This is a genomic window from Pseudomonas sp. SWRI99 (assembly GCF_014270125.1).
Lineage (GTDB): Bacteria > Pseudomonadota > Gammaproteobacteria > Pseudomonadales > Pseudomonadaceae > Aquipseudomonas > Aquipseudomonas hamedanensis.
The window spans coordinates 33,981-54,681 of the sequence record NZ_JABWQR010000010.1; the positions used below are offsets into that span (position 1 = coordinate 33,981).

The following is a 20,701-nucleotide window of genomic DNA, read 5'->3' on the forward strand; positions in this document are numbered from 1 at the left end:
CGTGATCCCTTTTTTCCGATCAAGGCCGGCCCATGACTTCCAAGCGTAATTCCACAGCACCCAGCGGCATGGTTCGAGTGCGCGGTGCCCGTGAGCATAATCTGAAAAACGTCGACGTCGACATTCCCCGCGATGCGCTGGTGGTGTTCACCGGAGTGTCCGGTTCGGGCAAATCATCCCTGGCGTTTTCCACCCTGTATGCCGAAGCCCAGCGCCGCTACTTCGAGTCCGTGGCTCCCTACGCCCGGCGTCTGATCGATCAGGTCGGCGTGCCGGATGTCGACTCCATCGAAGGTTTGCCGCCCGCCGTCGCCCTGCAACAACAGCGCGGCACACCGAGTACGCGTTCGTCGGTGGGCAGCGTGACCACGTTGTCGAGTCTGATCCGCATGCTCTATTCACGTGCCGGCAGTTATCCGCCGGGGCAGCCGATGCTGTACGCCGAGGATTTTTCGCCAAACACGCCGCAGGGCGCGTGCCCTGAATGTCACGGGCTTGGACGCGTCTATGAGGTGACCGAGGCGCTGATGGTGCCGGATCCGAACCTGACCATCCGGCAACGCGCCGTGGCTTCGTGGCCGCTGGCGTGGCAGGGCCAGAACCTGCGCGACATCCTCGTGACCCTGGGCATCGATGTCAACATTCCCTGGAAGAAGCTGCCGAAAAAACAGCGCGACTGGATTCTCTTCACCGAAGAAACGCCGACGGTGCCGGTGTACGCCGGGCTGACCCCGGAAGAAACCCGCGTGGCGCTCAAGCGCAAGCTGGAACCCAGCTATCAGGGCACCTTTACCGGCGCCCGACGGTACATTCTGCATACCTTCACCCACTCGCAAAGTGCGCTGATGAAGAAGCGTGTTTCGCAGTTCATGCTTGGCAGCCCTTGTCCGCTGTGTGACGGCAAACGCCTGAAACGCGAGGCGCTGTCAGTGACCTTTGCCGGCTACGACATCGGTGAACTGTCGCGGATGCCGTTGCTGCAAGTGGCCGAAGTATTGAGGCCCGTCGCCACGGCGAGTTACCTGGAACTGGCCGAAGAACCCACGCAAACCCTGAGCCCGGCGCAGACGCGCGAAGCCCGCCAGCAGCGCGCAGCCCATGGCGCCAGCGCCCACGCCAATGCCCCGGACGTGCGTCACACGCCAAACCTGTCGCTGGAAAAACGCCTGGCGGCGCAGCGTATCGCCGAGGATTTGCTCGAGCGTGTCAGTACCCTCACCGATCTGGGCCTGGGGTATCTGGCGCTGGAGCGCAGCACGCCGACCTTGTCTTCGGGCGAGCTGCAGCGCTTGCGTCTGGCGACGCAATTGAGTTCGCAACTGTTCGGCGTGATCTATGTCCTCGATGAGCCGTCTGCCGGGCTGCATCCGGCCGATGGCGAAGCGCTGTTCGAGGCGCTGCAACGCTTGAAGGCTGACGGCAATACACTGTTTGTGGTCGAGCATGACGTGGAAACCATGCGCCGCGCCGACTGGCTGATCGATGTCGGTCCGGCGGCGGGCGAGCAGGGCGGGCAGGTGTTGTACAGCGGTCCGCCCGCTGGCCTGGCCGAGGTTGAGCTGTCGCAGACGCGGGCGTATCTGTTTGCCGAATCGCCGCGCCAGGCCCGCACGGCGCGCAAACCGACGGCCTGGCTGAAGCTGGAGGGCATCACCCACAACAACCTGGACAACCTCAGCGCCGAGTTTCCCCTGGGCTGCTTTACTTCAGTGACCGGCGTGTCCGGGTCCGGCAAATCGAGTCTGGTCAGTCAGGCCTTGCTGGAGCTGGTCGGCGCACAACTGGGGCGGCCGACGGTGGAGGCCGAGCCTGACAAACTCAGCCTTGAAGACGAAGCACCGAAGGTCAGCACGGGGCAGGTCACGTCCGGGCTGGAGTCGATCAAACGCCTGGTACAGGTCGATCAGAAACCCATCGGCCGTACGCCGCGCTCCAACCTGGCGACCTACACCGGGTTGTTCGACAACGTACGCAAGCTGTTCGCCGCCACTGAGCAGGCGCGGGCTGCAGGCTACGATGCCGGGCAGTTTTCCTTCAATGTCGCCAAGGGCCGTTGTGCCACCTGCGAGGGCGAAGGTTTCGTCAGTGTCGAGTTGCTGTTCATGCCCAGCGTGTATGCGCCATGCCCGACTTGCCATGGCGCGCGGTATAACCCGCCGACACTGGCGATCATGTGGAACGGCCTGAGCATCGCCCAAGTGCTGCAATTGACCGTCGATCAAGCGTTGCCGGTGTTCGCCGAGCAACCGGCGATCCGCCGCGCGCTGGAGGTGCTGCGCGACATCGGCCTCGGCTATCTGCGGCTGGGACAACCCGCCACGGAATTGTCCGGCGGCGAAGCGCAGCGCATCAAACTCGCCACCGAACTGCAGCGCAACCAGCGCGGTGCAACCTTGTACGTGCTGGATGAACCGACGACGGGCCTGCACCCGCGCGATGTCGATCGTTTGCTGGAGCAACTGGATACCTTGGTGACGGCGGGGCATACGGTGATCGTCGTCGAGCATGAAATGCGCGTGGTGGCGCAAAGTGACTGGGTCATCGATATCGGCCCGGGGGCGGGCGATCAGGGTGGCAGGATAGTCGTGGCCGGCACACCGCAGACAGTCGCGGCGAACAAGCACAGCAAGACGGCGCCGTTCCTGGCACGCGCCTTGAGCCGATAATGGGCGAGGCGGCGGCCACACATGCGGGAGCGAGCCTGCTCGCGAAAGCGGCCTGTCAGCCACAACTGCACTGGCTGACCCGACGTCTTCGCTGGCAAGCCAGCTCCCACAGGTTCTGGCGCTACCCCCGCGATATCCGCCATACACACAAATCCATTGTGGGAGCGAGCTTGCTCGCGAAAGCGGCCTGTCAGCCACAACTGCACTGACTGACCCGACGCCTTCGCTGGCAAGCCAGCTCCCACAGGTTCTGGCGCTGCCCCCGAGATAGCGGCCCGACACAAACCCACTGTGGGAGCGAGCTTGCTCGCGAAAGCGGCCTGTCAGCCACAACTGCACTGACTGACCCGACGCCTTCGCTGGCAAGCCAGCTCCCACAGGTTCTGGCGCTGCCCCCGAGATAGCGGCCCGACACAAACCCACTGTGGGAGCAAGCCTGCTCGCGAAAGCGGCCTGTCAGCCACCGTTGAACTGACTGACCCGACGCCTTCGCTGGCAAGCCAGCTCCCACAGGTTTTGGCGCTGTTCCCAAGATAGCTGTCGCGAGAACCGGTGTGGCAACAGGCTTGGAAAAATCCGGCGGAATGATCAGCGCTCCGAGCGGTCAACCGGCAATAACGTCACGAGATCACGCCATGTCCGTAGCCGAAGATACTGTTGAATACCTGCGTCAGCATTCCCTGATCATCACTACCGCCGAATCCTGCACGGCCGGGCAAATCGTCATGCTCTTGTCGCAGGTGCCCGGCAGCGGTGAACGCATCGAGTGCGGCTACGTGGTCTATTCACCGCAGGCCAAACAGCGCTTGCTGCGGGTCAGCCCGTATACGCTTGAAACCTTCAATCTGACCAGTGTCGAGGTCGCCCGTGAAATGGCGCTCGGAGCCTTGCGTGACAGCACCGCCAACGTGGCGGTGGCGACCACGGGCATCCTTGGCCCTGACGACATGGACGGCATCAAGGCCGGCACGGTGTGCTTCGCCTGGGCGTTTCAATTCGATGGGCAGCACTTCGTGTTCACCCGTCAGCAGTGGTTTCCCGGGGCGCGCAGCGAGGTTCAGCTCCATGCCTCGGAGTTCGCCTTGCAGCAACTGGCGCAGTTTCACCGGCGTGCCTTGCGCGGTGAAGGAGGCTGGAGCCGATGAGCCGCGACGCCGATCATCCGGACCTGCACAGCCGGCAGATCCCGATACGCGAGGACATGGCTTATCAGCGCAAGGTCTGGCGCTTCGAGCGCTGCGGTTGGTATGCGCTGGTGCTGTGCATGGTGCTCGGCCTGCTGGGGTTGTTTTCCCGCGGGCCGATCAGTTCGCAGGATGTGCGCAGCGCTGACGGCGCGGTCCGCGTGGAGTACGACAGGTTTCACCGCAACGGCTCGACCAACCCGATGAAAGTCAGCGTGCGCGGCGCGCCCCAGGCCACGGTGGAAGTGGAGTTGAACGGCGAGTTGCTGGAGGGCTTCAGCGTCGAAACGATGCAGCCGCCACCCTTGCGCGCGCGCAGTGCGGCGCAAGGTCTGCACCTCTGGCTGCAAGCCGATACGCAAGGCCAGGCCACGCTTTACCTGACGTTGCGCGGCGACGGCCTGGGTCTGTATCGCAGCACGGTCAAAGCGGCTGGCGCGGAGTCGGTCACCCTCACTCAATTCATTTTTCCATAGGTGCCCCATGGACTCGGTCTTGCGTGCAGTCGCGATGTATCTGGCACTGATGGTGCTGTTCAAAATCGCCGGGCGGCGGTCGCTGGCGGAGCTGACGACGTTTGACTTCGTCTTGCTGATGATCATTGGTGAAGCCACGCAACAGGCGCTGCTGGGCGATGATTTTTCCCTGACCAATTCGATTCTGGTGATCGTCACACTGATTGCCATCGACGTGGGCTTTTCCCTGCTCAAGCAACGCTCGCGCTGGGTCTCGCGCTTGATCGACGGCGAACCGACGATCATCGTCGAAAACGGCAAGCTGCTGCACCGCCGCCTGCGCCACGCACGGTTGGTGGAGGCCGATGTCATGGAGGCTGCGCGCTCCAGCCAGGGCATTGAGCGGATCGAGCAGATCAAGTTCGCGATCATCGAGCGCAACGGCAAGATATCGGTGATACCGCGAGACGATGAAAACGGCTGAGCAATGTGCGCAATAGCTCATTGGGCACCCACCGTTGGTCCGTCGCGGGCGTTTCCCATGAAACCTTGCGGCGCTAGCGCCTCTCCATTTAGCAGGTCCTATGGATCACCGTGTGTCGACACAACGTTAGTCAGGAGACCGTCATGAAACGATTCTGTGTATGCCTGGGGCTCTGCTCGATGTTTTTGCTGCAGGGCTGTTTTGACTCCAACGACGCTCCCAACCAGGAGGGCGACAAGAGCAAGGCCTCGCTGCAAATCCAGAAGGACAAGGCAGCAGAAAGCCAATAAACCGACCTGCCGTTCGGTCCGTGTCAGTCGTCCGTCAGCGCCTGCATCAGCCAATACAACAGGGCGACGGCGCTGATGGCCGCACCCAGCACGCAGACGGCTGCCCAGCCGAAATGTGCGTAGGTGTACGTCGCCGCGACGGCTCCGAGGCCACTGCCCACCGAATAAAAGCACATGTAGGCGCCGACGAGACGGCTTTGCGCATCCGGCCGGGCGGCAAAGATCAGGCTCTGATTGGTGACATGCACCGCTTGCACAGCAAAATCGAGCAGGATCACGCCGATGACCATCGCCAGCAACGAATGCTCGACCCAGGCGATGGGCAACCAGGACAGCGTCAACAGTGTCAGCGCCATGCCCGTGGTGCGATTGCCCTGTCCACGATCAGCCAGACGCCCGGCCCGTGCGGCAGCCAGCGCACCCGCGACGCCGGCGAGTCCGAACAGGCCGATCTGGGTGTGCGACAGTGACAACGGCGGCGCACTGAGCGGCAACACCATCGAGGTCCACAACACGCTGAAAGCGGCAAAAATCAACAGCGCGAAAATACCTCGGACCCGCAAGATGCGTTCGCTCAGAAATAACAGCAGCACCGATCGCAGCAACTGCCAGTAACTGCCGTGGGCGGGCGGTCTGGCGGAGGCGGGCAGGGTGCGCCATAGCACCAGCGCCATGCCGACCATCAAGGCCGCCGAGACACAGTAAACACCGCGCCACCCCGCCAGGTCCGCCACAACGCCCGACACGAAACGCGCCAGAAGAATGCCCAGCACCACGCCACTGGTCACCGTGCCCACGGTTGCGCCGCGCTGCTCGGGACTCGCCAGCGCCGCGGCATAGGCGACTACCACTTGCACCAGAACCGCCATCAGCCCCACCAGTGCCATCGCGCCGAGCAGCGTGACCCAATCCTGCGCCGTGGCCACAGCGCACAACGCCGCAGCCGACAGTAACAACTGGCTGAGGATGAGTTTTTTGCGATTGAGCAAATCCCCCAGCGGAACAATCAGCAGCAAGCCCAGCGCATAGCCGGCCTGGGTAGCGGTGACGACCACACCAATCGTGCCGGACGAAACCTCGAGGCTGGCGGCTATCGACTCCAGCAGCGGCTGGGCGAAATAGACGTTGGCCACCGCCATGGCACAGGTAATAGCGAAGAGGAACGTCTGATAACGGCTCAGGGACGACGCGGCTGAACCCTGAGGAGCGCGCGAATAGCCAGCGCTCGCCTGTTCAGCGTCGGCGTCCTGTTTTACCGGGTGATGAGGCGCATTAGGCATCGTTCCATCCTTGGCTATGTTGGTTTTGAAAAGAAACCGATGCGTTGATTTTTATCCGCTCAGGTTGTTAAATGCAACCGGATTTTCCCGCCGATCGTTCGGCGTTCTTTTCATTGATCTGCACCTGGAGCGACATGGCCAAGCAGAAACTACTGGCCCAAAGCGAATGCCCGGTGGCCCGCGCACTGGAGGCCATCGGCGATCGTTGGGCGTTGATGATCATTCGTGATGCGTTCGACGACGTGCGCCGCTTCAGTGAGTTCCAGAAGCGTCTTGGCCTCGCCAGGAACATCCTCACGGTCAAATTGAAAATGCTCGTCGAGTTGGGAGTGTTTGAGATTCAGCCAGCGTCCGACGGCAGTGCCTACAAGGAATACGCGCTGACCGAACGGGGCCGCGCGCTGTTTCCCATCATTGTCAGCCTGCGCCAGTGGGGCGAGCGCTATCTGTTTGACAGCGGCGAGCAGTGCTCGATATTGCTCGACAACGAACGCTCCGAACCCGTCGAAACCCTCGCTGTGCGCTCGCGTAGTGGCGAGTTGCTGAGCCCGGCGGATTGTCACCGCCGGGTTGTTACGCGGTAGGGCGATCAGCCATTGGCAGGCGCGCGATGCCAGGCAAGACGATCACAGCCGCTGACCCACATCCGGTTGCGCCGTTGTCAGCTCGGCGTCAGCCATTGAAAGCGCTCTTCACCTCAGCACTGATCAAGTCCGCAAGCATCCGTACCGGCTCGGACAAGGACTGCCGCGAGCGGTGCACCAGACCGATGTCGCGGTGAAAGGTGTGATCGCCGAGGTCGACTGCCCGCACACCGGCCGGCCATTGCGGTTCACGCGCGGTTTGCGGCACCAGCGCCACGCCGACGTTTTTTTCGACCAGTTTGATGATGGCTTCCAGTTCGTCCAGCTCGCACACCTCACGCGGGTTGAAATGCATCTGCCGCAGAAACCGATCGACTTGTCGACCGCCGAACGAAGAGCGGTCATAGCGGATGAACGGCTGGCTGGAAAGCAATCCCGCCCAGTCGTCGCCTTGCACGTCGCGCGGCACGATCAGCCGATAAGGCTCAAGCGCCAGGGTCGTCCAGCGCAGATCACTTTGCAGCGAGAAGGGCGGGCGGATGATCACCGCCATATCGATCTCGCCAGCGTCCACCAGGTTGACCATTTCCATCGACAAACCGGGAACCACTCGCGTCCTGCAGTGCGGGCATTGCTGATGGAATCTGGCCAGGGCATCAGGCAGATAGGAACGCTGTACCGAGGCGATGGCGCCAAGGGTCACTCGAACGTTCGCCGGGGTTCCTGTGGTGGTTGAACCCAGATTATCGTAAAGCCGCAGCAGATCCTGCGCTTGTAACAGAATCTGCTGACCCATTTTGTTCAGGTGTGCCGTGCGGCCTTTGCGGTCGAATATTTCAAATCCCAGCTCCGCTTCCAGGCGCTGAATCTGTGCGCTGACAGCGGCCTGAGTCAGGCCGATTTTATGTCCCGCGGCAGCGAAAGTGCCTTCCCGGGCCACGGCCATAAGGGTTTTCAGTTCTTTGATCATTCACAAAGATTAGTTGTGTTTCTGAGAAATATATATTGATTTTTCTGTTCAGTGATTCCGCCTAGGATGTCTTCCGTCCCCGGCCAGCAGCCTCGCGCCGCAGCCGTTTCCTTGAAGACAAAGCCATGGAGTCGCTGATGAGCCTTTCGCCTTTCCACCTCGCTATCCCGGTTTACGACCTCGCGGCCTGCCGTCGCTTCTACGGCGAAGTGTTCGGTCTGGAAGAAGGTCGTTCCAGCGCGCAATGGGTCGACTTCAACTTTTATGGCCACCAGTTGGTGATTCACCAACAGCCGCAGACGGCAGCTCAAGAAAGTATTCACAGCAACCCCGTCGACGGCCACGACGTCCCGGTCCCGCACTTCGGGATCGTTCTGCAATGGGAACAATGGGACGCGCTGGCCCAGCGTTTGAAGTCCTTCGCTACGCCGTTTGTGATCGAACCTTACATTCGATTTAAAGGGCAGGTGGGCGAACAAGCCACGATGTTTCTCTTGGACCCCTGTGGCAATGCGCTGGAATTCAAAGCCTTCAAGGACATGAGCCAGCTGTTTGCCAAATAACCCAATTCCCCATGCCCGTCGATCTGCAACGGGTCAGTTCTTCCATTCAGGAAAACTCATGACTTCACCTACTTACGTTCAGGAATACAGCGCCATCGTTGGCGTGCTCAATCACTACATCAAAGGTTGTACGCAGGCGAACAGCGCGTTGATGAAACCTGCTTTCCACGAGCAGGCCACGATGTTTGGCGTTAACAGCGACGCGCTGGCGGGTGGCGCGATTGATAATCTGTTTGGCGTAATCGACACAGACTTCCGCCCATCCCCCGAAGCCCGCGCGGTGATCGGGCGTATCGACATCGTCGGTACCGCCGCCAGTGCCCGGGTCGATACCGACGACGTGTCCGGGTTTTGCTTCACCGACTTCTTCCACCTGCTGAAAGTGGCTGGCCGATGGACCATTGTCAGCAAGATTTATCACACCCACTCGGCGGCCTGAGTTGAAGCAGTGACCCGCCGCCATACGGCTTGATTGTTCCCGCGCGCTCGCGTGGGAACAATCTGTGCAATGCCCCATCCCTGACTAAGCATCCGTCCACTCAAGCGCCGCCGTCTCGCGCCACTTCACGCCCGTGATGCCGTAGCGCTCGGCCTGGGGTTTCGAGACCACTTTCAACGGCGGTTTACCCGGCTTCGGAATCGGCGCAATCCCCGCATCGCAGCTTGCCCAATGCCAGGCATCGGCGTTGCGCATGCTCTTGGCGCGGATAACGAATGATTTGGGCTGGTCGTGCAGTTTGTACTCGATGACGAAAAGATCAGTGTTACGCATGAGTTCCTCCTTACGCTCATACGCAAAGGAGTTTGTCCGACAAAAAAAATTCAAAGCTTTTGCGCCAGGGCCGATCAGTGCCGCAAACGCTGATTTTTTCTGAAGCCGCGAAGGTTCATCAGGAACAGGCAAATCTGCAGAACGATCAACGCATAGGCGCCGGAATACGCCCCCCAGATCACCCACAGCAGATTGCTCAAACTGAAACACACGAAGCCGCTCATGCGCCGTTGCGGTTGCTGCGAACCGATCAGCCAGGCGGCCAGTACGGTGACCAGCATCGCTGGCCATTGCACCCAATCCAGATACGCCAACGTTCTGTCCTCCGCACAGATTTTCTCAGTGCATGAGTCTTACACAGCAACCGGTGGCCGGTCACTGCTCAGGCATTTCAAGCTTGTTCTCTAGGAAAAAATATTCATCCCCATTCTGCCTATCAGAAACACCAGCAGGATCAGGAAAAAAATTCTGATAAAGCCACTGCCATAACGTAATGCCAAAAAAACTCCCGTCAGCGAGCCGGCCATGTTGCACAACGCAACCACACCGCCAATCGCCCACAAGACATTACCTGAGGGAATAAAGAACAAAAGCGCAGCGCTGAACGTCCCCAGATTGACCAACTTGGCCGAGGCAGACGCATTCAAGAAATCAAAGCCGAAGGCCTTAACAAAAATAAACAACAGCAGGCTGCCACTGCCCGGACCGAACACACCGTCGTAAAAACCGATGAGGCCGCCAAAGAACACCCCCAGGGCAATATCTTTCGTCCCGAAGCGTCTGTCTCGTCCCGCCAGCCCCAGGTTTTTCTCCATAAAGGTATAGATAGCCATGGCTATCAGTACGAAGAACACTACGACTTCCATCAGTCTCTTCGGGACAACGGAGACTGAGAGGGCGCCCAAAAATGAAAATACAAACGCAGCGAGCAGGGTGGGAAGTATTAGCTTCCAATGAATTTTTATTCGCTTCAGATAACCGGATATTGAGGAAAGGTTGCCCGCCAGAACCGCGAGTTTATTGGTTCCGAAAACGGCGGCGAGGCTGTGCTGGGGCAGGGCGTGGAGAAGCGCTGGCACTTGTACCAGACCGCCGCCGCCGACCGCCGCATCTATCAAACCGCCGCAGAATGCGAAGAAGCCCAGTGCAAAGACAGCGTGTTCAATATCCACGTAACGGGTCCTTGCGGTTTGATTTCCGGTGAGAAGGTCAGGGCGGGATGAAAACTAACCGGCGTTGATGGCTTGTAACAAGTAACTTATTCTGCGCCAATCATTCACTTTTAGTGAGCAATGCCATGGAGTTGTCACAGCTGCTTATGTTCAAGACAGTGGCCGAACAAGGGAGCATCGTTCGCGCTTCTGAACAGTTGCACTGTGTTCCGTCGAACATCACCAACCGAATCAAACTCCTGGAACGTGAGTTGGGAGTAGGTTTGTTTATCAGGAAAGGCCGAGGGCTGGTGATCAGCCCTTGCGGAAGGCTATTTCTCGATTACGCCAACAAGATCCTGTCTTTATGCGAAGAATCACGCAGAGCACTTGATCCCTCGGCGGCGCCATCTGGCACCTTGACCATCGGCGCGATCGAGTCGGCAGCCACAGGCAGATTGCCCAAGGTGTTATCCAAGTACCATCAACGCTATCCCTCGGTGCAGATGCAATTCACTACAGGGGGCTGGACGCAGTTATCCAATGATGTCGTCAGTCATAAGTTGGACGGGGCCATCGTTGCGGTTAGACCTGAACAGTCGGACGTTGAAAGTATCGAGATTTACAAGGAAGAGCTGGTGCTGATGGCCTCTGCTTCTGCGGGCCCTATTTGTCAACCACAGGATTTGCATGATGCCGACGTCTTCATGTGGCCCGAAGGATGCCCCTACAGGCAGGTGTTAGTGAACTGGCTGGAACTTCATAAAGTGACCTGTCGCATAACAAACATCGCCAGTTACGGCACGATTCTGGGTTGCGTAAGTTCTGGGGCGGGTGTCTCGCTGGTGCCGAGAGGCATATTTGAGCAATTCAACCGGGTAGGCACCATCAATGGATATGCTTTTGAGGATTTACTGCCGGTGCAAAATTATTTTATCTGGAACAGGACCGTCGAGTTTCATCGCGCGAAAGACAAGTTTGCCGAGTTATTGAGAGAAGAGTTCAAGCCTTTGTGAGGTGGATCGGCATCCGCTGCGCCGTATGAAGATTTTTTCTTAAGGTTACGGCGCGGCGGGGTCACTCCCGCCAAGACACAAAACCTTGCCACCACTGGGTCTTTAAATATTGAAGTGAGGCAGAAGCCGGTCTCGGCCCGCTTCTGTCACCTGTAATCAAACCGCTTGCGTCGCCTCCTCAGCGGCAATCGCGGCCTGCACGCTTGAACGCGCTTCTACGCGCGCCATGAACGCGTCCAGCGCTGGCCAGTTCTTGATATCGATGTTGAAGAACGGCAACCACTTCAGGACAGTGAACAGGTAAGCGTCGGCCAGGCCGAAGGTGCCCAGCAGATAGTCTTGGTGCACCAGACCGTCGTTCAGGTAATCCAGGCGCTTGAACAGTTTCTGGCGGAAGATTTCTTTTACCGGCTCAGGGATGTCCGGATTAAACAGCGGTGCGCTGCCACCGTGGATTTCCGAGGTGATGAAGTTGAGCAATTCCTGCAGCCGCGCACGTTCCCAGGTGCCGTTTGCCGGGGCCAGTGAGTTGCCCGGTACTTGATCGGCGAGGTATTGAACGATGGCCGGCCCTTCGGTCAGTACCTGGCCGTTGTCCAGCACCAGTGCGGCGACGTAGCCCTTGGGGTTGATGTCGCGAAAGTCCCGGTTGTCTGCCGTGGCTTTGGTCTTGTTGTTGACCCGGATCAATTCGAAAGGCAGACCGAGTTCGCGCAGCACGATGTGCGGCGACAGCGAGCAGGTCATGGGGGCGAAGTACAGCTTCATGTGCATCTCCTTTTAGTGGGCAACGCGTACCCGAACGTGGGGCCATTCCTGGCCTGAAACGGCTGTGAATTTGTTCCTCGAACCCCTGTGGATGGGCGTATCGATTGCAGACAATGAAAGTCTATCCGCGGTCGTTTCCTTATAACCCATTGAGGGCCCTTGCTGGCGCATCGATAAATCAGTGTCGGTCGCGGTCCGGATTCTGAAACGTGGTGTATTGACATATCTAAGAATCTCGATATCCTCGACGCATGGAACTGATCGAAATATTCAAAGCCCTCTCGAACCCGACACGCCTGAAGATTCTCGAAGGCTTGAAGGATCCCGTGAAAAATTTTCCCCCGCAGGACGAGGGCGATGTTTTCATCGAGGGCGTCTGCGTCAGCAGCATTCAGGAAGGGATCGGCCTGTCACAGTCTACGGTGTCGAGTTATCTCGCCACGTTGCAACGCGTAGGGCTGGTTGAAGTGCGGCGCATCGGTCAATGGACCTACTACAAACGCAATGAGGCAGCCATCAGCGCGCTTGCAGAGATCATAGGGAAAGAGCTGTAGATTTTTTTACTACAGGATATCGAAATATCTCGATATCCCTCTTTATCGATACGAGGTTTTGCCATGAAAGCGATGATTCTCAAAGCATTCGGCGGTCCTGAATCTTTTGAACTCAGCGACGTGCCCAAGCCAGTGCCGCAAGCGGGGCAAGTCCTCGTCCGGGTGCACGCCACCTCCATTAATCCGCTGGATTATCAAGTGCGGCGTGGTGACTATCCCGAGCTGGTGCCACTGCCTGCCATCACCGGCCACGATGTCTCTGGCGTTGTCGAAGCTGTCGGGCCGGGTGTCACAGCTTTCACGCCGGGCGATGAGGTCTGGTACACCCCGCAGATATTCGACGGGCAGGGCAGTTATGCCCAATACCACGTGGCGGCTGAAAGCATCATCGCTCGCAAGCCTGCCTCACTGAGCCACCTTGAGGCGGCGAGTCTGAGCCTGGTGGGCGGCACGGTCTGGGAGGCTTTGACCGTGCGCGCGGCGCTGCGAGTAGGCGAAAGCATTCTGATCCACGGCGGTGCGGGCGGTGTCGGTCATGTGGCGATCCAATTGGCGAAAGCCATTGGCGCCAGAGTGTTCACGACCGTGCGCGAGGCCAACGCCGACTTCGCGCGAAGCATGGGTGCCGACGTGGTTATCGACTACACCCAAGAGGATTACGTCGAAGCAATCATGCGTGAGACCGCTGGCCATGGCGTTGATGTGGTATTCGACACCATCGGCGGCGATACCCTGACGCGCAGCCCCGACGCGCTCGCTCAGTTGGGCCGTATCGTTTCCATCGTAGACATCACGCAGCCACAAAACCTCGTTCAAGCCTGGGGCAAGAATGCCAGCTATCACTTCGTGTTCACTCGCCAGAACCGCGGCAAGCTCGATGAATTGAGCGCACTGGTCGATCGCGGCCAGCTTCGGCCCCACGTTGGCGCCGTCTATTCGCTGGCCGACATCCCGCTCGCCCACGCCCGCCTGGAGAGCCCCAACAACGGTTTGCTGGGCAAAATCGCCATTGCCGTCGAGCCTTCGCTCATCGCTTGAGTGCGCTCTGCATTCACGTCATTTGGAGAAACGTCATGGTTTATGAGATCGCTGTGCTGCCCGTTCACCCGGAACGCACCGAAGCCTTCAAACGCGCATTTAGCCAGGTCGAGCCGTTGCTCACCCGCGCCGAGGGGTATGGCGGCCACTTACTGGCGCAAGGCATTGAAAGCCCCGAACAATTCAACCTGATCGTGCGATGGCGATCACTGAAGGACCACTCGCCGGGGTTCGAGCAGAGTGACGACCATCAGCGGTTCATGCAGGGGCTGGAGGCCTATTTTTCAGCGGAGCCGAACGTCTACCACGTTGAGGGTGGTGCTTTTCCTGGCTCCTGAGCCTGATCAACCCTGCAGCCGATACGCATACGGCGTTGGATCGGGCAGGCCGTGGCTTGAGCAGTTGAGTCGCCGGCCGCTTGTGACGGGTGCTTTGGTGGTAGGCTGCGAGGCGCCGGCCCTGCTGGCGTCTACACAGCCCCCTTCAGGATCACCCGATATGCGCCTGCCAGATTTCATTCTTGAGAACCTTGAGCCGATTCTGCAGGCCTGGGAAGACTTCGCCAGAACCATCGAGACGCCGGGGGCGGAGCTCGACAGTGCGGCATTACGCGATCATGCCGAGCAGATGTTGCAGGCCATTGCCCTGGATCTGCGGACCCGGCAGACGGTGCGCGAACAAGTGGCCAAAGCCCAGGGGCTGGCACCGCGAGACGAACGCGAGACCGCCGCCGAGACCCATGCGGTGACGCGCCTGATGGCCGGTTTCACCATCGATCAGATGGTCTCGGAATATCGCGCCTTGCGCACCAGTGTGCTGAATCAGTGGATGAGTCAAGTCAAGCAAGGCAAGTCGATCGATATCGACGACATGACTCGCTTCCATGAAGCCATCGATCAGGCGCTGGCGGAGTCGATTGCCAGTTATTCCCGGGCGGTTGAAGCCTCCCGCAACGTGTTTTTGGGCATCCTGGGGCATGACCTGCGCACACCGCTGGGCGCGATCCTGTTGGGTGCCGATCTGCTGAGGCGTTCCAAGACCGGCGACGCCCGGTCGAGCAAGGTTGCCAACCAGATATATTCCAGCGTGCAGCGAGCGAGCCAGATCGTCGGCGATCTGCTGGACTTGACGCGCTGCCAGATGGGCCCTGGCATTCCGGTGAAAAAGACACGTATCGATCTCACGCCGCTGTGCGAGCGCGTTGTCGAGGAAATCCGCGCCTTTCATCCTCAAGCCAACGTGGTGTTTGAAGCGAAGGCTGCGGTGGCGGGCGAGTTTGATGGCGCCAGGATGGAACAGGTGTTTTCCAACATCGTCAGCAATGCGGTGACGCACGGCGACAATCGAATCCCGGTCACCGTCGAGCTGGACCTGTCCGAGCACTGCGCGGTGTTCAAGGTGCACAACGGCGGTGAGCCGATACCTGAGGACGTCCTGCCGTTTATTTTCAATCCGATGGGGCGGTTTTCGCAGCGTTCGGCGATTGATCACGGGCCGGTCGAGGGACTGGGGCTGGGCCTGTTCATCGCGTCGGAAATTGTCGCCTCACACGCCGGCTCGATCGATGTCAGCTCTGACCTGGCGGGCGGGACGATTTTTCTCGTGCGGCTGCCGATCGCTCTTGCCGAGTCCTAGCCGATGCGCGGCGCCGGCGCACGTCAGGGTGTGTCGGTGACCGGCGATCAAGTTGAAACCGTTCGTCGCCGAGCTTTTGATGACGTTGCTCGCTCATCAACCTCTTTGAACTCTCCAGCACCCAGCCTCGTCCCTTTTTATGTGGGGGCTCAGGGCAACGTTGCCGTGTAGTCCCGTTTTCAATGAGAAGGCGAGGGACCACATGAATACTTCAGACAGCAGGTCAGGGTTTGAATCAGGCGATCCGAAGGGCCAGCCTGAGCAGGGTTTTCAGCATTTGAAGGATGACGTCAGCGAAGCGCTGGGCGGGGCGCGGCAGCAGGCCGATGCGCAATTCGGTCAGTATCGCGACACCGCCGCCGAGCAAATCGAAGCGCTGGCGCAGGGTGCGAAAAGTTTCGTCTCCGAGCTGCCGGACAGCGACACGCTGGGCATGTCCGATTACCTCAACGACATGGCCGAGTCGATGACCGGGCTGGCCGATAACCTGCGCGGCAAGAGTGCCGAGCAGCTGTTGCACGATGCGGCCAGTCTGGCCCGCAGCAATCCCGCGCTGTTCATTGCCGGCAGCGTCGCCATCGGTTTCGGTCTGTCGCGGTTTCTCAAGGCGGGCACCGCGGCGGCGGCCACGGTCAGTGCCGAGCACGATCCAGCGGCCGGCACGTCTACGCCACCGGCCGGCGGCTTTGGCGCCCAGCGACCTTATGAGTCCTCGATGGCGTCTGCGACCGATCCCGGCCCGGGACTCGCCACCGGCATCACGCCGACCTCTCCCAACGAACACGATCATCCGTCTGACGCCGCGGGCGCTTCCGTGGCGCCTGCAACCGACCGCAAAGGAGAACTGTGATGAACAGAGACGAATCCGATCTGACCGGAGCACGCTCCACTGGCCAACCGGACGATGCATCGGTGGTAGGCCTGTTACGGCAACTGTCCCGGGAAGTGCCGGCGTTGTTCACCAAGGAACTCGCGCTGGCCAAAGCCGAACTGCAGGCCAGCCTCACCACCCTCAAGGCCGGGATGGCCGCGGTCGCCGGTGGCGCGATCGTTTTTCTGGCCGGCTTCATCATCCTGCTGCTGGCGGCGGTCTATGGCTTGAGCCTGTTCATGGCGCCCTGGCTGGCCGCGTTGATCGTCGGCGTGGTGGTGATGATCATCGGCTTCGCCATGTTGCAGTCGGGGAAAAAACAATTCGAGCCGTCCCATTTCAAACCTGATCGCACCTTGGATGCGTTGAATAAAGATCAAGAAGCGTTGCGGAGGAAAGCCTCATGAAAAGCGAACTGGATACCGAAGCGCAAAAGCGCCCTGAGCAGATCGAGCGGGAAATCGATGCGCAACGCGCGAGCATCGGCAACATCGTCGATCAACTGGAAAGCAAATTCACCCCCGGCCAGATGATCGATCAGGCGTGGGGCATGATGCAGAACAACGGGTCGATGTTCTTTACCAACCTGGGCACCAGCGTACGCAACAATCCAGTGCCTGCGGTGCTGACATCGGTGGGCCTGCTCTGGCTGATGATGAGCCAGAATCGCCCTCCGGCCCCGCAACCGACGTACCGCACCGGGCCGGATCAGGACCAGGCCGGCGAGTGGGCGGATGGTCTGGCGGACGGTATCGACAGCGCCCGCGAGCACTTGCATCACACCGGCGATTCTCTGAAGCAGGGCTACCAGTCGTTCAGAGGCAAAGCCGGGCACCTGGGGGAAAACGTCGGCGCTGCCAAGGAACATCTCAGCCATGCGATGCATGGTGCCAGCGATCGGCTTTCGCACAGTTCCCAGGCCTTGGGGCAACAGTTCAATCAAATGCTCAAGGAGCAACCGCTAATGGTCGCTGCCGCGGGTGTCGCCTTGGGTGCCTTGCTCGGCGCGGCCTTGCCGACGACTTCGACCGAACAGCGCTACATGGGCCGGGCCAGCGCCGGGATGGTCGACAAAGCAAAACAGAAGGCCCAGGAGGGTTACGACGCGGTGCGCGATACGGTGACGCGAACCACCGAACACAAGGAGCCGGCAGCGCCAGCGGAACCGTCGAAAAACTCATCTTCGGACCTGTCCGAAGGCTTGGGCACCTCCTGAGCTGAGTGAAAAGGGCGAGCCTGTAAAAATGGGCTTGCTCGCGAAAGTGGTGTGTCATTCGACCTGGGTATACCTGACATGGCCCCTTCGTGAGCAAGCTCACTCCCACACTGTTTTGTGGCGGTCCGCAAATTGAGTGCCCAACGCTCATGCCTGTGGGAGCAAGCTCACTCCACAGCGATTTTTGAGGGGCTGACATCACGGCAGACAGCCTGATGACGCAGCGCGCTCGCTCAGCTATCCGTATTGTCGACAGTCGCTTGCGCGGCGGCTTCGGCTTCGAGTTTCAAGCGATCCGCCTTGCAAATGTACTTGGGCTTTTTCGGCGCGAGCTTGGCGTTGGCCTTTTTGGCTTTTTCCTTGAACAACTGCTGCAGCTTTTTCTGACGATTCATGGCCGTTTCAATCGGGGTGGGGAAGGGGGCGAATCCTGACGCAAGCCGGTGTGCCCAGCAAGAAAAAAAGCACCAGGCTGAACACAAACGCCTATGCTTTAAAGCACCCCCGAACTGAAGGAACCGCACATGAAAAAAGCTCGCAGACTGGTTACAGCGCTGTCCTGCCTTGCGCTGGTAGTAGGCAGTGTCACGGCGCTGGCGGACCCTGGTAACGGAAAAGGCCAGGGCGGGCAGGGCAATCAGGGCGGCCAGGGTAACGGCAAGGGCAAGCCGCAGAACATGCAGGACCACGGGAATCAAGGGTCGGGCAACAAAGGGCAAAAATCCTCCGGTAACCACGGCGGCGGACCGAGTGTCGATCGTGGCAACATCCTCGGCGTCATCGGCGGCTATCGCGGCGAATACTGGAATCCCGGAAAGCCCTTGCCACCGGGCATTCAAAAGAATCTGGCGCGCGGCAAACCGCTGCCACCGGGTATCGCGAAAAAACTCGACGGGCGTTTGCTCGGCCACTTGCCGCATTATGACGGCTATGAGTGGCAGCAAGTGGGCACGGATCTGATCCTCGTCGCGCTGGCCACCGGGTTGATTTACGAAGTGCTCAACGGCGCTTTCGATTAAACCTGCCTCCTGAGGCGGCAGCCGTTTTGTCTGCCGCCCAGTCAGTTGTTTTCCCTTTCACTCTGATCGTTTGCGGTAGCGGTGCTGCGTTGTTATTGCTGCAACTGGTGCAGCAATGAACTGCAAACAGCGCGGCTTGTTCGTCCAGGCTTGAGCTTTCACACTGGGTTCAACGGTTAATGACTGAACGGAGATAAGCATGGCGAGCGCAATCCGCTTTACCGAAACGGGCAACCCCGAGGTCCTGCACCTGCACACCGTGAGCGTGCAAACGCCGGGGCAGGGTGAAGTCTGGCTTGAACAAGAGGCGGTGGGCGTCAACTTTCTCGACGTCAGCCAGCGCAAAGGCGCGGTGCCGGTGGCGTTGCCTTCGGGCCTTGGCCTGGAAGGCGCGGGCCGTGTCGCCGCGGTCGGTGAGGGGGTCAGCCACGTGCGCGTCGGGGATCGCGTTGCCTACGCCACCGGGCCTTTGGGCGGTTATGCGTCGGCGCGGTTGTTTCCGGCGGATCGATTGGTGAAGATTCCTGATGAACTGTCCTTCGATGAGGCTGCGGCAGTGCTGTTCAAAGGTATTACTGCGCAGTATCTGTTGAAGTCGACGTATCCGGTGGGGCCGGGGACGACGATGCTGCTCTATGGCGTCGCGGGTGGTCTGGGGGAAATCATGGTGCCGTGGGCCAGACACTTGGGCGCCACGGTGATTGGCGTGGTATCGAAACCGGCCAGTGTCGACAAGGCGCGGTCGATCGGCTGCGATGAGGTGCTGGTATTTGATGCTGAAACCCTGGCCGCCGAGGTGGCGCGAATCACCGACGGGCGCAAGGTCGACGTGGTGTACGACCCGATTGGCCGGGTGTCTTTCCAGGCTTCGCTGGACAGCTTGCGTCCCCGCGGCTTGATGGTCTCGTTCGGCGCGCAGAGCGGTGCGCCGTCAGCGGTGGAACTGGCGACACTCAATGCCAAGGGTTCGCTGTTTCTCACGCGTCCGTCACTGGCCGCGCACACTGCAAGCGCTGCTGAGTATCAGGAGCGTGCACAAGATGTGCTGGCCTCCGTCGCCGCCGGTATCATCACGCCGCGGATCTGGGCGCGCTATCCACTGGCCGATGCCGCCGCCGCGCACGCCGAGTTGGAGTCGGGTCGATCATCGGGAGCGATCATTCTAAAACCATGAATCTTGATGTTCTGAGCAATCAACACAGCGACGAGATCGCTGCCTTTCTGGCCGTCGCCGCGCAAGGGTCGTTTGTCGCGGCCGGTCGCTTGTTGCAGCGTCATCCCACCATCGTTTCGAAACGCTTGGCGGCGATGGAAAAACGCCTGGGGGTTCGCCTGGTGGAGCGCTCGACGCGCCAGGTGCGTATCACTGAGGCCGGTGCTCAACTGGAACAGCGCCTGCGTGTAGCCGTTGCGCTGATGAACGAGGCGCAGCAGCAAGCGGTGCAGGGTGCCAACGAAGTGCGCGGCACCTTGCGCCTCGCCTTGCCGGCCGCGATGGGCCGGTTGTGGCTCGGGCCGCTGTTGCCGGAGTTTCTCAAGACTTATCCGCAGGTCTCGATTGTCGCCGACTACAGCGAGGGCCTGGTCGACATCATCGAGCAGGGTTTTGATGCAGCGATCCGTATCGGCGAGCTGGACGACAACCGCCTGACCGCGAAAAAACTCAGCGATCACCGACGGATTTTGTGCGCATCGGCGGCGTACCTCGATGCTCACGGAACACCGCAAACACCGCAGGATTTGCTTCAGCACAATTGCCTGCGCTTCAGCGGGCTGGCGTCATTCCCGTTGTGGCGACTGCATCGCGGCGACGAGCTGCAAACCCTCACGCCCAAGGGCAACCTGACCGCCAGCGACAGCGAATCGCTGCTCGCCGCCGCCCGCGCCGGAGCCGGTATTCTCGGTGCCGGCGACTGGCTGATGAGCCGCGACCTTGCCGCCGGAACGCTGACTCAGGTGCTGCCGGACTGGCAACTGGATACGGCCGGCGGCGTCTACCTGGTCCGGCCCTCGGCGAGGTTCCCGGCAGCGGCGGTGGTGGCCTTCAAACAGTGGATCGAAGCGAAGTTCGACCCCGCGCCACCGTGGGCGGTTTTGCAGTGCCGCAAAATCTGCTGACACCCCAAAAAAAATCTGTGGGAGTGCCGCAAAGTTTGCTGACACCCAAACAAACCTGTGGGAGCGG

Annotated in this window: 26 protein-coding genes; 19 read left to right on the forward strand and 7 right to left on the reverse strand. The window is 60.1% G+C overall.

All coding sequences use genetic code 11. The features are described 5' to 3' along the window. Positions 1-32 precede the first annotated feature (32 nt). The 5 genes from HU743_RS10150 (at position 33) to HU743_RS10170 (ending at position 5,079) form a co-directional block, all read left to right on the forward strand. Positions 33-2,666, forward strand: coding sequence for an excinuclease ABC subunit UvrA (locus tag HU743_RS10150; protein WP_186648439.1), 2,634 nt, complete (start codon positions 33-35; stop codon positions 2,664-2,666). Positions 2,667-3,301: 635 nt separating this feature from the next. Then, complete coding sequence (locus HU743_RS10155; RefSeq protein ID WP_186635457.1) at positions 3,302-3,811, forward strand: CinA family protein; 510 nt, start codon at positions 3,302-3,304, stop codon at positions 3,809-3,811. Further along, a complete protein-coding gene (locus HU743_RS10160) occupies positions 3,808-4,326 on the forward strand; it encodes a hypothetical protein (protein ID WP_186619681.1) in 519 nt (172 codons plus the stop codon). Before HU743_RS10155 ends, HU743_RS10160 begins: the two co-directional genes overlap by 4 nt. Before the next feature lie 7 nt (positions 4,327-4,333). Then, complete coding sequence (locus HU743_RS10165) at positions 4,334-4,789, forward strand: YetF domain-containing protein (protein WP_186546609.1); 456 nt, start codon at positions 4,334-4,336, stop codon at positions 4,787-4,789. 143 nt (positions 4,790-4,932) lie between these two features. After that, entirely contained in the window at positions 4,933-5,079 is a 147-nt protein-coding gene (locus HU743_RS10170; RefSeq protein WP_186546607.1) for a hypothetical protein, read from the forward strand. Between the two features lie 23 nt (positions 5,080-5,102). Here HU743_RS10170 and HU743_RS10175 read toward each other — a convergent pair whose 3' ends face one another. Continuing rightward, positions 5,103-6,359 carry an MFS transporter gene (locus HU743_RS10175; RefSeq protein ID WP_186648441.1) on the reverse strand — a complete coding sequence of 419 codons (1,257 nt, stop codon included), beginning with the start codon at positions 6,357-6,359 and terminating at the stop codon, positions 5,103-5,105. Between the two features lie 134 nt (positions 6,360-6,493). Between HU743_RS10175 and HU743_RS10180 the strand changes: the two genes are divergently transcribed. Beyond that, the gene (locus HU743_RS10180; RefSeq protein ID WP_186648595.1) at positions 6,494-6,943 is read left to right on the forward strand and encodes a helix-turn-helix domain-containing protein; all 450 of its coding nucleotides are present in this window, start codon (positions 6,494-6,496) and stop codon (positions 6,941-6,943) included. Between the two features lie 88 nt (positions 6,944-7,031). Here HU743_RS10180 and HU743_RS10185 read toward each other — a convergent pair whose 3' ends face one another. Next, positions 7,032-7,913 carry a LysR substrate-binding domain-containing protein gene (locus HU743_RS10185; RefSeq protein WP_186648443.1) on the reverse strand — a complete coding sequence of 294 codons (882 nt, stop codon included), beginning with the start codon at positions 7,911-7,913 and terminating at the stop codon, positions 7,032-7,034. Positions 7,914-8,050: 137 nt separating this feature from the next. Between HU743_RS10185 and HU743_RS10190 the strand changes: the two genes are divergently transcribed. Together HU743_RS10190 and HU743_RS10195 are read left to right on the forward strand one after the other, a co-directional pair. After that, on the forward strand, positions 8,051-8,476 hold the full coding sequence (locus HU743_RS10190; RefSeq protein WP_186648450.1) for a VOC family protein: 426 nt from the start codon (positions 8,051-8,053) through the stop codon (positions 8,474-8,476). A gap of 58 nt (positions 8,477-8,534) precedes the next feature. Further along, positions 8,535-8,915: a nuclear transport factor 2 family protein gene (locus HU743_RS10195; RefSeq protein WP_186648451.1), complete on the forward strand. Its 381-nt coding sequence runs from the start codon at positions 8,535-8,537 to the stop codon at positions 8,913-8,915. Positions 8,916-8,999: 84 nt separating this feature from the next. Here the strand turns inward: HU743_RS10195 and HU743_RS10200 are convergent, their stop codons facing one another. The 3 genes from HU743_RS10200 to HU743_RS10210 all read right to left on the reverse strand — a co-directional run bounded on the left by HU743_RS10200 (position 9,000) and on the right by HU743_RS10210 (position 10,420). Beyond that, positions 9,000-9,248 carry a DUF6555 family protein gene (locus HU743_RS10200; protein ID WP_186546597.1) on the reverse strand — a complete coding sequence of 83 codons (249 nt, stop codon included), beginning with the start codon at positions 9,246-9,248 and terminating at the stop codon, positions 9,000-9,002. 74 nt (positions 9,249-9,322) lie between these two features. Then, positions 9,323-9,562, reverse strand: a complete 240-nt coding sequence (locus HU743_RS10205) for a hypothetical protein (protein ID WP_186619676.1) — start codon at positions 9,560-9,562, stop codon at positions 9,323-9,325. 90 nt (positions 9,563-9,652) lie between these two features. Continuing rightward, entirely contained in the window at positions 9,653-10,420 is a 768-nt protein-coding gene (locus tag HU743_RS10210; RefSeq protein ID WP_186648452.1) for a TSUP family transporter, read from the reverse strand. Between the two features lie 125 nt (positions 10,421-10,545). Here HU743_RS10210 and HU743_RS10215 point away from each other — a divergent pair, with 125 nt between their 5' ends. After that, a complete protein-coding gene (locus tag HU743_RS10215; protein ID WP_186648453.1) occupies positions 10,546-11,415 on the forward strand; it encodes a LysR family transcriptional regulator in 870 nt (289 codons plus the stop codon). 156 nt (positions 11,416-11,571) lie between these two features. On the opposite strand, the gene gstA is transcribed toward HU743_RS10215, so the two are convergent. After that, entirely contained in the window at positions 11,572-12,183 is a 612-nt protein-coding gene (gene gstA, locus HU743_RS10220) for a glutathione transferase GstA (protein ID WP_186648454.1), read from the reverse strand. Between the two features lie 251 nt (positions 12,184-12,434). Between gstA and HU743_RS10225 the strand changes: the two genes are divergently transcribed. The 7 genes from HU743_RS10225 to HU743_RS10255 all read left to right on the forward strand — a co-directional run bounded on the left by HU743_RS10225 (position 12,435) and on the right by HU743_RS10255 (position 17,497). Next, positions 12,435-12,737 carry a metalloregulator ArsR/SmtB family transcription factor gene (locus tag HU743_RS10225; RefSeq protein WP_186546582.1) on the forward strand — a complete coding sequence of 101 codons (303 nt, stop codon included), beginning with the start codon at positions 12,435-12,437 and terminating at the stop codon, positions 12,735-12,737. Between the two features lie 63 nt (positions 12,738-12,800). After that, positions 12,801-13,775 (forward strand): zinc-dependent alcohol dehydrogenase family protein, encoded by a 975-nt coding sequence (locus HU743_RS10230; protein ID WP_186546580.1) that lies wholly within the window; start codon positions 12,801-12,803, stop codon positions 13,773-13,775. A gap of 35 nt (positions 13,776-13,810) precedes the next feature. Continuing rightward, positions 13,811-14,113: an antibiotic biosynthesis monooxygenase gene (locus tag HU743_RS10235; RefSeq protein WP_186648455.1), complete on the forward strand. Its 303-nt coding sequence runs from the start codon at positions 13,811-13,813 to the stop codon at positions 14,111-14,113. A 160-nt stretch (positions 14,114-14,273) separates the two neighbouring features. Continuing rightward, on the forward strand, positions 14,274-15,410 hold the full coding sequence (locus tag HU743_RS10240) for a sensor histidine kinase (protein WP_186648456.1): 1,137 nt from the start codon (positions 14,274-14,276) through the stop codon (positions 15,408-15,410). A gap of 202 nt (positions 15,411-15,612) precedes the next feature. After that, positions 15,613-16,260 carry a hypothetical protein gene (locus HU743_RS10245; protein WP_186648457.1) on the forward strand — a complete coding sequence of 216 codons (648 nt, stop codon included), beginning with the start codon at positions 15,613-15,615 and terminating at the stop codon, positions 16,258-16,260. Beyond that, positions 16,260-16,688, forward strand: coding sequence for a phage holin family protein (locus tag HU743_RS10250; RefSeq protein WP_186546572.1), 429 nt, complete (start codon positions 16,260-16,262; stop codon positions 16,686-16,688). Before HU743_RS10245 ends, HU743_RS10250 begins: the two co-directional genes overlap by 1 nt. Then, positions 16,685-17,497: a DUF3618 domain-containing protein gene (locus HU743_RS10255; protein WP_186648458.1), complete on the forward strand. Its 813-nt coding sequence runs from the start codon at positions 16,685-16,687 to the stop codon at positions 17,495-17,497. The genes HU743_RS10250 and HU743_RS10255 overlap by 4 nt, the downstream gene beginning before the upstream one ends. A 233-nt stretch (positions 17,498-17,730) precedes the next feature. Here the strand turns inward: HU743_RS10255 and HU743_RS10260 are convergent, their stop codons facing one another. Then, positions 17,731-17,892 (reverse strand): DUF2986 domain-containing protein, encoded by a 162-nt coding sequence (locus HU743_RS10260; protein WP_186648459.1) that lies wholly within the window; start codon positions 17,890-17,892, stop codon positions 17,731-17,733. A 129-nt stretch (positions 17,893-18,021) separates the two neighbouring features. Here HU743_RS10260 and HU743_RS10265 point away from each other — a divergent pair, with 129 nt between their 5' ends. From HU743_RS10265 to HU743_RS10275, 3 genes are all read left to right on the forward strand, one after another. Continuing rightward, positions 18,022-18,516: an anti-virulence regulator CigR family protein gene (locus HU743_RS10265; protein ID WP_186619667.1), complete on the forward strand. Its 495-nt coding sequence runs from the start codon at positions 18,022-18,024 to the stop codon at positions 18,514-18,516. A gap of 199 nt (positions 18,517-18,715) precedes the next feature. Further along, positions 18,716-19,690 (forward strand): quinone oxidoreductase, encoded by a 975-nt coding sequence (locus HU743_RS10270; RefSeq protein ID WP_186648460.1) that lies wholly within the window; start codon positions 18,716-18,718, stop codon positions 19,688-19,690. Further along, positions 19,687-20,634 carry a LysR family transcriptional regulator gene (locus tag HU743_RS10275; RefSeq protein WP_186648461.1) on the forward strand — a complete coding sequence of 316 codons (948 nt, stop codon included), beginning with the start codon at positions 19,687-19,689 and terminating at the stop codon, positions 20,632-20,634. The genes HU743_RS10270 and HU743_RS10275 overlap by 4 nt, the downstream gene beginning before the upstream one ends. The last annotated feature ends 67 nt before the right edge of the window (positions 20,635-20,701 follow it).

Excerpts from the sequence above, each read along its gene's own strand:
- HU743_RS10185 (WP_186648443.1), bottom strand. The coding sequence starts at position 7,913 with ATGATCAAAGAACTGAAAACCCTTATGGCCGTGGCCCGGGAAGGCACT.
- HU743_RS10250 (WP_186546572.1), top strand. The coding sequence starts at position 16,260 with ATGAACAGAGACGAATCCGATCTGACCGGAGCACGCTCCACTGGCCAA.
- HU743_RS10265 (WP_186619667.1), top strand. The coding sequence starts at position 18,022 with ATGAAAAAAGCTCGCAGACTGGTTACAGCGCTGTCCTGCCTTGCGCTG.
- HU743_RS10170 (WP_186546607.1), top strand. The coding sequence starts at position 4,933 with ATGAAACGATTCTGTGTATGCCTGGGGCTCTGCTCGATGTTTTTGCTG.
- HU743_RS10150 (WP_186648439.1), top strand. The coding sequence starts at position 33 with ATGACTTCCAAGCGTAATTCCACAGCACCCAGCGGCATGGTTCGAGTG.
- HU743_RS10230 (WP_186546580.1), top strand. The coding sequence starts at position 12,801 with ATGAAAGCGATGATTCTCAAAGCATTCGGCGGTCCTGAATCTTTTGAA.
- HU743_RS10260 (WP_186648459.1), bottom strand. The coding sequence starts at position 17,892 with ATGAATCGTCAGAAAAAGCTGCAGCAGTTGTTCAAGGAAAAAGCCAAA.
- HU743_RS10180 (WP_186648595.1), top strand. The coding sequence starts at position 6,494 with ATGGCCAAGCAGAAACTACTGGCCCAAAGCGAATGCCCGGTGGCCCGC.
- HU743_RS10275 (WP_186648461.1), top strand. The coding sequence starts at position 19,687 with ATGAATCTTGATGTTCTGAGCAATCAACACAGCGACGAGATCGCTGCC.
- HU743_RS10190 (WP_186648450.1), top strand. The coding sequence starts at position 8,051 with ATGAGCCTTTCGCCTTTCCACCTCGCTATCCCGGTTTACGACCTCGCG.
- gstA (WP_186648454.1), bottom strand. The coding sequence starts at position 12,183 with ATGAAGCTGTACTTCGCCCCCATGACCTGCTCGCTGTCGCCGCACATC.
- HU743_RS10160 (WP_186619681.1), top strand. The coding sequence starts at position 3,808 with ATGAGCCGCGACGCCGATCATCCGGACCTGCACAGCCGGCAGATCCCG.
- HU743_RS10215 (WP_186648453.1), top strand. The coding sequence starts at position 10,546 with ATGGAGTTGTCACAGCTGCTTATGTTCAAGACAGTGGCCGAACAAGGG.
- HU743_RS10240 (WP_186648456.1), top strand. The coding sequence starts at position 14,274 with ATGCGCCTGCCAGATTTCATTCTTGAGAACCTTGAGCCGATTCTGCAG.
- HU743_RS10165 (WP_186546609.1), top strand. The coding sequence starts at position 4,334 with ATGGACTCGGTCTTGCGTGCAGTCGCGATGTATCTGGCACTGATGGTG.
- HU743_RS10195 (WP_186648451.1), top strand. The coding sequence starts at position 8,535 with ATGACTTCACCTACTTACGTTCAGGAATACAGCGCCATCGTTGGCGTG.
- HU743_RS10235 (WP_186648455.1), top strand. The coding sequence starts at position 13,811 with ATGGTTTATGAGATCGCTGTGCTGCCCGTTCACCCGGAACGCACCGAA.
- HU743_RS10200 (WP_186546597.1), bottom strand. The coding sequence starts at position 9,248 with ATGCGTAACACTGATCTTTTCGTCATCGAGTACAAACTGCACGACCAG.
- HU743_RS10175 (WP_186648441.1), bottom strand. The coding sequence starts at position 6,359 with ATGCCTAATGCGCCTCATCACCCGGTAAAACAGGACGCCGACGCTGAA.
- HU743_RS10270 (WP_186648460.1), top strand. The coding sequence starts at position 18,716 with ATGGCGAGCGCAATCCGCTTTACCGAAACGGGCAACCCCGAGGTCCTG.
- HU743_RS10255 (WP_186648458.1), top strand. The coding sequence starts at position 16,685 with ATGAAAAGCGAACTGGATACCGAAGCGCAAAAGCGCCCTGAGCAGATC.
- HU743_RS10245 (WP_186648457.1), top strand. The coding sequence starts at position 15,613 with ATGAATACTTCAGACAGCAGGTCAGGGTTTGAATCAGGCGATCCGAAG.
- HU743_RS10225 (WP_186546582.1), top strand. The coding sequence starts at position 12,435 with ATGGAACTGATCGAAATATTCAAAGCCCTCTCGAACCCGACACGCCTG.
- HU743_RS10155 (WP_186635457.1), top strand. The coding sequence starts at position 3,302 with ATGTCCGTAGCCGAAGATACTGTTGAATACCTGCGTCAGCATTCCCTG.